This is a genomic window from Actinotalea subterranea (assembly GCF_008364845.1).
In the GTDB taxonomy this organism is placed as follows: domain Bacteria; phylum Actinomycetota; class Actinomycetes; order Actinomycetales; family Cellulomonadaceae; genus Actinotalea; species Actinotalea subterranea.
Map to the genome: position 1 here is coordinate 121,662 of NZ_VTTP01000012.1, position 7,569 is coordinate 129,230.

Genomic DNA, 7,569 nt, shown 5'->3' on the forward strand with positions numbered 1-7,569 from the left:
GCCGTGCACATCACCAAGGCTGCCGCGAGAGCAGCGACGACGGGAGCAGTCCTGACCGCACTCACGGGGCCGCATCCGCTGCGGCGACATCGACCTCCCGGACAGACCATGCCCCGTCGTGGGTCACGGCGGCGAAGAAGTGCAGGTCGTCGGGTGTCGGTCTCTCGTCCACGACCGTGCCGCCCGGGTCACGCTCGACGGAAGGGCCCTCCTGGAACTCGCCCTCGACGGAGAACCACTCACCGTCCGTCACTTCCAGCGTCTCTACCTCCCCGAGGGTTATCAGGGAGCCATCGTTCGCGTTCCCCTTGGCGACCATCTCCTCGACATGAGTGATGACGCTGGCGCAGAAGACGCACTCGGGGTGGCTCAGCGAGCGCCACTCGGTCAGGTCCCCGGTGGCGTACACGTACGGGTAGAGCTTGAGGAAGTACGTGAACACGGCCTCTGCCGTTGCTTCGTCAACCTGGCTCATGTCGGGCCGCTCGGGCGGGATCGCGGCCTCGGGCGTCGGCGTCGGAGTGGGGGTCGGGCTCGGCGTCACCGACGGGGACGGCGGCTCCGTCGTCGGCGGATCACCGGCCTGACCGGTGCAACCCGACGCCAGCATGACGGCGAGCACCGCGAACGTGAGTCCCAGCTTCCCCCTGCGCACGCGCCAGAACCTAGCGCGAACCGGGCATACCGGTCAGCCGATCCAGCCACCTGTGGACGACTGCCGACGTCCGAGCGCGTGCAGCGGGCGCAAAGCCGGTCGCCCGTCGCGTGCTGCGCGAACCGAGGACGACCGTCCGCCCCCGCAAATCGTGGCCGCTTCGGAGTGCTCAGGGCAGGTCGTGGGCCATGCTCCAGATGCTCCACAGGGTGCTGCGCATGCGTCGCGGCTGCTGCAGGCACGTGAGGACCTGGAAGGCGATGTCCTCGGGCTGCAGGAACTCCTCGAGCGCGGGGTCGCCTTCCGTCCGGCCCGCGCCGAGGGCGAACTCGGTGGTGACGCCGGCGGGGCACAGGGCCGTCACGCGGATCCCGTCGCGGCGGAGCTCGCGGTCGAGTGCACCGGCGAGGCCCACCTGACCGAACTTGGTCGACGCGTAGACCGCCTCGTTGCCGTCGCCTCGCAGGCCGGCGACGCTCGCGACGATGAGGATGTCGCCGCCGCCGGCGCGCCGGAGCTCGGGCACCGCGGCACGGACCGACCAGACGGTGCCGCTGAGGTTGACGTCGAGCATGCGCGCGATGTCGTCGTCGCTGCCGTCCTCGATGCCGCCGTACATGCCGATGCCGGCGTTCGCGACGAGGGTGTCGAGCCGCCCGAACCGGTCGACCGCAGCGCGGACGAGCGCCCGGTTCTGCTCCGGCTCACGCACGTCCATGGGGACGGCGACTGCGCGGTCGGGTCCGATCTCCTCGACGAGCGCCTCGAGCCGCTCCGCCCGACGGGCACCGAGGACCACGTTCGCACCGGCCTCGGCGAGCATGAGGGCGGTCGACCGGCCGATGCCTGCGCTGGCCCCCGTGATCGCCACAACGGTCCCGGTCAGGTCTCGAGTCTCGTACGGCACAGCACGCCTCCGTCAGTAGGTCCCCCACGTCGCGAGCATAGGTCCGAGTCCTAACGCGCGGCGGCGACATCGACGAGCTCCGGTCCGACCTGCACGTCACCCCGCGGGACGGGTGGCGCGGTCGCCGACGCGCGACTCAGGCACGGGGTATGAGTCGCGTCCCCGGCAGGGTCGGTGCGGGCAGCGGGGGACCGTCGTACCCGGGCACGACGCCGAACGTGGGCACGGCTCTTGCAGCGACGTCGGCGTCGGCGTCGGCCGCCCCGATCTCCGACTGCCACCTGGCGCGAGCCGCGGCGACCTCGTCGTGCGACGAGCCGATGAAGTTCCACCACATGACGATCTGCTCGCCCAGCGGCAGGCCGCCGAGGACCACGGCCCGCAGGGGCGCGTCCGGGCCCGCGCGCAGGACGAGCCGGCTCCGCCCGGGGCTGAGGTAGACGAGCGAGCCAGGCTCGATGCTCGCGCCCTCGACGTCGAGCGCCCCGGCGTCCACCAGGAGCCCGTGCTCGAACCCGGCATCGACGTCGAGCTCGACGACGGCACCCGCAGCGAGGGTCAGCTCGGCGCCGAGCAGCGGGGAGAAGGTCGGGACCGGGGACGTCGACCCGGCGAGGGAGCCGAGGAACACGCGGAGCTCGCCGTCGGGCAGCGGGGTCACGGGTGGCGCGTAGTGGTCGAACGCGGGGTCCGCCGCGCGGTCGCGCTCCGGCAGGACCGTCCACAGCTGGACGCCGTGCAGGACGCGCACGGCGTCGGTCGAGACCTCGGAGTGCGCGATGCCGCGCCCCGCGGTCATGAGGTTCAGCTCGCCCGGCCGCACCAGGGCATGGGTCCCGAGGCTGTCGCGGTGCTCGATCTCGCCGCTGAACAGCCAGCTCACGGTCTGCAGGCCCGTGTGCGGATGCGGGGCGACATGCATGCCGCCGGTCGCGGCGACGTCGTCGGGCCCGTAGTGGTCGAGGAAGCACCACGCGCCGATGAAGGACCGCTTGCGCTGCGGGAGCGTGCGTCGCACCGTCATCGCCCGCAGGCCACCGAGCGGCACGTCGCGCGGGGTGAGGATCTCGGGGGCGGCCGGGGCTGGGCTGCCCGCCGCCATGCCGGGGCGGTCTGCGGCCGACGTGTCCGCCGAAGTCTGAGGGCGCGCCTCGGCGCGTCCGTCGCACACGAGCTCCGCCGGCGCCGTCTCGAGGTTGGTCATGTCGCCTCCTTGCTGGACGGTAGCGCGAGGTCCCGACGTCGCCCAGGGGTTCGCGCACTGCGAGGGCGGACGTCGGAGGTGGGCCGTAGCGTGGTCGTCACGGAGGTGTTCATGGACCAGGATCAGCGGGGCGCGGCCCAGCCAGGCGATCAGCCAGGCACGGATGACGTGACGGTGCGGTACGACGCCGGGCGTGAACGGTACGAGGTCGTGACGGGTGGGGAGACGGCCGGGTTCGCGCAGGTGCGCGAGGCCGACGGCCGCATGACGTTCTTCCACACCGAGGTCGACGGGGCGTACGAGGGCCAAGGCCTCGGGACGACCCTGGTGCGCGGCGCACTCAAGGACGCCACCGGGCGCGGGCTGCGCGTGGTGCCGCTGTGCCCGTTCGTGGCCGCCTACCTGCGCCGGCACCACGAGTTCGACGCTCACGTGGACTGGCCCGAGGCCTGACCGGTCGGCCCGCGCGACAGAGGCTGGCCCGGCAGCATGGGTCGGCCCGGGCAACGCAAAGGCCCCTCGAAGTAAGCGTTCGAGGGGCCTCGCGTGATCGTCGGGCGTCCGGTCCGGGTCTCCCCCGACCAGCCGTCCCCGCGTCGGCGATGCGGCCGTCCGACCCACAGCGGCCTCCCGCTGCGGACATCCGGTGACGATCTGCCTTCCGGTCCGTTGGGACACCTGCGGCGCCATCCGCAGCTCTCGGGGTCGCCCCCTCGAGGTGGTCCACCGTTCTCCGGTCGGCCGGCGCATCGGCCCGTGGCACCGACCGGGTTGCCCCGTTCTGACCACGTCCGGCGTCGCCGTTGGAGAAGTTGTAGTCCCGCCCGACGGCGCCCCGCAAGCACTTCGCATGACCAGTTCTCAGCACCCCGTCATGCACAGTTCTGTCCACAGGCACGGGTGCTCACACGGGGATTCGTACCCAGGCCTGTGGATAGAAGTTGTTCACGAGCCGTCCCGGCCGGACCGTCCACACCGGCACGCCGCCACCTGCCGACCCACCGGGCCCGTCCGGGTATGATCGACGCGCACGCCTGCCCTGCAGGTGTTCGCGGGTGTAGTTCAGTGGCAGAACTTCAGCTTCCCAAGCTGATAGCGCGGGTTCGATTCCCGTCACCCGCTCCGTCGTTCACACAGGCCAGAGCGTTGCGGCGGCTCTGTCGGACCTCCCCGGGACCCTTCTGCTGGTCGGCTCGTGCCATAACGTGCCATAGCGAAGAGGTCCCACCATGACCACTGCGACCGCATCCCGACGCCACCGCCGCGCCTCCGGCGCCGTCCGCTGACTCCCGTCCGGGAGGTGGCAAGCCCGCTACACCGGGCTCGACGGCGCCCTGCGGACCATGGGGACGTTCCAAACCAAGGCCGAGGCCGACCCATCAGCGCACTACGCCAGGGGCGCGCCAGCGGCCGACGAGTTCTGTACTGGGGTGGCCCCAGTCGCCGTCTACCCAGAGACTTCCGAGGAACCGGTCGGGTGGCGCGAGCCCGACGCCACGCGCCCCCGTGACCGCTGCGAGGTCCTGGAGTCCCGTAAGTGACCACTCGCTCTCTACTCGACCGAATAGGCCTCCGTAGGTGATCACGGTGAGAGCGCGAACCGCCTGCCGCAACTCGACCTGATCAAGGCCGTGCAAGGCCGCCGAACTCTCCACCTCGGCGGGTAGCGGGTCGTCGGATCCCCGGCGAACGAGCGGGTGGGACTCGTACCAGGCGGCGAACGTCTCCGGCGTCACGGATGCGAACTCCCAGAGATGGTCCTCGAGGGTTGACAGCTCCTCGCAGTCCAGGCCAACGATCTCCCGCCAGCGGCGGAAAGTCACCAGCGCGACGCCCTGCCGTGCACAGATCGACAAGTCCGAGTACACAGCAGGGGCGTCCCATGAGAGCTGATCCCGCTCCACGGGGTACAGGACGTCCGGGTCGTCAACTCCCCACGGCGACAGGTCAACGACGTTGACCGTGCGCGCTTCGCCGGATCGATATGCCTGGTGGCGAGGGTTGCAGGCGACCTCAACGTCGATCGGGTACTCGGCGCCTTCGTGAAGGACGCCATTGGCGCCGACGACTGCAGACTTCTCGACGAGGCGATGGACCCGCGCATCAGCGTCCGTGATCTCGATCTGAACGAGTCCGGGCATCGGTTCGTCGTTGATCCACCTCGTCGCCGAGCCCCGAAGCAGAAGCACGTTCGCATCCTCGCAGGAGCCCTCGCAGGGTGGGCCGGAGTCACTGACCTGGTGCTGAACGTCAGCGCAGCGCAGAGCCGACCAGAGCACAATCGTCAAATGATCGTTCTGCGACTCATAGGGTACTGGCGCGAGGAACTCCCGGCGCTCGACCCACATTTGACCATGTCCCCGGAGCAAGCCGCGGCGTACAAGGACCTGCGAGCACGAGGTCTCCGCTGGCCGGACCCTAACGCCTTCGTCGACCCCGACTGGCGAGACGAGGCACGGAGGGCAGTCGTCGAGCACCTGCAGACCGGCAGTCTCGTCATCCAGTACAGGGGCCTCTCACCGTGCCGCTTCTGTGGGCGCGACAACGGATCCGCTGAGTTCTCCGATGGGGTCTTCTGCTGGCCGGAGGGTTTGGCCCACTACCTGGCGGCACACGGCGTTGGACTGCCGGAAGAGTTCGTGGAGCACGTCCTGTCGACGCACCCAACGCGGCAGAGGCTGCCAACGCCGGAGTTCGACCACCTCGGCCAACGCGATCCGTCGTGGCCAGGAGACGAGTTGGAGTGTCTCCTTTGGGCTCCCGAGCCGCCTCGCTCCGACGACGAGCCCGATGTCGAACGGGATCCGGCCTGGTGGCTTGCGCAGCCCGCCCTTAGCAACGTCAACGACTGTCAGGCACACTGACGCGCCCGGCGTCGCTTTGTCGACAGGCGTCTCGAGCAAGCGAGGCCGGCTCAGGACGCGACGCACCTCCGACCGCTCGACGGCCGACCAGCCACGCCTCGGCTCACGGCGATGGGATCGTGCTACCGGCCCAGCTCTCGCCTGAGCACGGGTGGCCAAAGAGCCAACAGATCGTCCGACTCGCCCCGGCCCGCCCCGAAGTCTTCGACGAAGGAGACCGCAACGGCGTTCGCGACGTAGTCGTCACCCTCGTCGAGTCCTCGGGCCATGACGTTCAGGATCCGCTCGCTAAGGTCTCGGTCACCCGCGTGAAAGGCAGACACGGTGAGGCGCAGCGCGTCAGCGAGGAGCAGGTGGAGGAGCAAATCCCCACCGTGGTCATCGAGGTGCTCAGCCAACGCCAGCTCGGCGTCCGGCACGCGAGCGAGGAGCGCGTCCACGAACGCCTGCCGGTCAAGCATGCGCCGAGCGTATCCGCGCGTCCGACACCTGCGCCGGGGGTCGACGTGGGGGTGCATCCTAGATGGCGTGAGTACTATAGTTTTCGCGTGAGTATTTCACGACTCCCATGAGGTAGATGATGGACGTCTCGAACCCGATCGCCGACGTGGTGCCGTCCGCCCACGGTCCGGTGCTCGCTGTCCTCGCGTCCACGTCAACGCCGCTCACCGGGCGCGCGATCGCCGAACTCACTCGGCCGCGAGTCTCCCAGCCGCGCGTCGCGCGGATCCTGGCCGACCTCACCGAGGCGGGTCTGGTCGATCGCATCCAGGCGGGCTCCGCGTCGCTGTTCACGTTGAACCGCGAGCACCTCGCCGCGAGAGCGGTCGAGGATCTCGCCACCCTCCGCACCCGGCTGTGGGAACGGATCGCCGAGCACGCGGCCGAGTGGACCTACCCACCCGAGGCGATCGTCGTCTACGGCTCGACCGCCCGCGGCGACGGCGGCACCGCCAGCGATGTCGACCTGCTCGTCGTGCGCCCCGCGGCCGTGGACGAGGACGACCCCGACTGGCAACGCAAACTGACCGCGCTCGGGTTCGCGGTCCCGCGCTGGACCGGCAACCCCTGCGAGATCCTCGATCGGTCGCGCGAGGAGCTACGCGCCATGGCGTCAGCCGGGGAGCGACTCCTCAGCGAGATCCGCCGCGACGGGCGAGCGATCGTCGGGTCGATGTCCCTCGTACCGGCTCCCCAGGCGGCCTGACATGGGCGCCCGGGACGACGCGCTGAGCCACCTCCGCAAGGCCCGCGAGTTCCTCGACGCTGCCGGCCTGGAGCTGGACATGGAGTTGCACACCGCGGCAGCGTCGTCGGCGGTGCTCGCCGGCATCAATGCCAAGGACGCCATCTGCCTCCAGCTGACCGGCCGCACCGGCAAGTCCGATGACCACCGCGCGGCCGTGCCGGAGCTCGTCGCCGTCGGGCCCGCGGGCAAGGCGCTCGAGTCCACCTTCCGCCGTCTCCTCGGACTCAAGACCGCCGCCCAGTACCAGGCCGGACCGATCGGCCGGACCGACGCGACGAAGGCTGTCGCGTGGGCGACCCGCATGGTCGACACCGCGAGGGACGCCACCGGCTCCTGACTGGCTGACGCTCGGCCCCGAGCCGATGACGGGCGGGCACGGAGCCGACGACGCCTACGCCCGCCCGATGACGCGATCCGCCCGCATGCATCGCGTCATCGCTCTGCCCCTGACGGAGCGGTTCCGTCATCGGTTCGGCTATCGCCCCTGAGCAGGCTGACCACCGACTGCATGACCGGACCCGGGGCAGCGGCGCGCGAGGCATCTTCCAGCCCCTGCCGCACACCCCCGTGACGACGGTCGACGGCGGAAGGAGGCGGCTCCAGGGCCCCTAGGTGTACTGACCCGGGACGTTGGTCGAGTGGGTGTGACGCGCTGATCTGAGTGCTGGCGCGAGGAGGGCCTCCCGCGGT

General features: G+C 70.5%; 9 protein-coding genes, 1 tRNA gene and 1 pseudogene. 6 read left to right on the plus strand and 5 right to left on the minus strand.

Annotated features, from left to right (window positions below; genetic code table 11):
• Positions 1–61: 61 nt before the first annotated feature.
• The 3 genes from FZ988_RS16620 to FZ988_RS16630 all read right to left on the minus strand — a co-directional run bounded on the left by FZ988_RS16620 (position 62) and on the right by FZ988_RS16630 (position 2,766).
• Positions 62–655 (minus strand): DUF6318 family protein, encoded by a 594-nt coding sequence (locus FZ988_RS16620; RefSeq protein ID WP_149205153.1) that lies wholly within the window; start codon positions 653–655, stop codon positions 62–64.
• A 169-nt stretch (positions 656–824) separates the two neighbouring features.
• Positions 825–1,562: an SDR family oxidoreductase gene (locus FZ988_RS16625; RefSeq protein ID WP_149205154.1), complete on the minus strand. Its 738-nt coding sequence runs from the start codon at positions 1,560–1,562 to the stop codon at positions 825–827.
• Positions 1,563–1,698: 136 nt separating this feature from the next.
• Positions 1,699–2,766, minus strand: coding sequence for a pirin family protein (locus FZ988_RS16630; RefSeq protein ID WP_149205155.1), 1,068 nt, complete (start codon positions 2,764–2,766; stop codon positions 1,699–1,701).
• 111 nt (positions 2,767–2,877) lie between these two features.
• Here FZ988_RS16630 and FZ988_RS16635 point away from each other — a divergent pair, with 111 nt between their 5' ends.
• From FZ988_RS16635 to FZ988_RS19270, 3 genes and pseudogenes are all read left to right on the plus strand, one after another.
• Positions 2,878–3,219 (plus strand): GNAT family N-acetyltransferase, encoded by a 342-nt coding sequence (locus FZ988_RS16635; RefSeq protein ID WP_149205156.1) that lies wholly within the window; start codon positions 2,878–2,880, stop codon positions 3,217–3,219.
• A 598-nt stretch (positions 3,220–3,817) separates the two neighbouring features.
• A tRNA-Gly gene (locus tag FZ988_RS16640) sits at positions 3,818–3,888 on the plus strand.
• A gap of 176 nt (positions 3,889–4,064) precedes the next feature.
• Positions 4,065–4,130, plus strand: a pseudogene (locus FZ988_RS19270) (hypothetical protein); the annotation flags it as partial.
• A gap of 15 nt (positions 4,131–4,145) precedes the next feature.
• Here the strand turns inward: FZ988_RS19270 and FZ988_RS16645 are convergent.
• Positions 4,146–4,955, minus strand: a complete 810-nt coding sequence (locus FZ988_RS16645; RefSeq protein ID WP_149205157.1) for a hypothetical protein — start codon at positions 4,953–4,955, stop codon at positions 4,146–4,148.
• A gap of 99 nt (positions 4,956–5,054) precedes the next feature.
• Here FZ988_RS16645 and FZ988_RS16650 point away from each other — a divergent pair, with 99 nt between their 5' ends.
• The gene (locus FZ988_RS16650) at positions 5,055–5,630 is read left to right on the plus strand and encodes a hypothetical protein (RefSeq protein WP_149205158.1); all 576 of its coding nucleotides are present in this window, start codon (positions 5,055–5,057) and stop codon (positions 5,628–5,630) included.
• A 122-nt stretch (positions 5,631–5,752) separates the two neighbouring features.
• On the opposite strand, the gene FZ988_RS16655 is transcribed toward FZ988_RS16650, so the two are convergent.
• Positions 5,753–6,091 carry a DUF7674 family protein gene (locus FZ988_RS16655; protein ID WP_149205159.1) on the minus strand — a complete coding sequence of 113 codons (339 nt, stop codon included), beginning with the start codon at positions 6,089–6,091 and terminating at the stop codon, positions 5,753–5,755.
• 116 nt (positions 6,092–6,207) lie between these two features.
• Between FZ988_RS16655 and FZ988_RS16660 the strand changes: the two genes are divergently transcribed.
• Positions 6,208–6,837 (plus strand): nucleotidyltransferase domain-containing protein, encoded by a 630-nt coding sequence (locus FZ988_RS16660; RefSeq protein WP_149205160.1) that lies wholly within the window; start codon positions 6,208–6,210, stop codon positions 6,835–6,837.
• Between the two features lies 1 nt (position 6,838).
• Entirely contained in the window at positions 6,839–7,216 is a 378-nt protein-coding gene (locus FZ988_RS16665; RefSeq protein WP_149205161.1) for a HEPN domain-containing protein, read from the plus strand.
• Positions 7,217–7,569 lie beyond the last annotated feature (353 nt).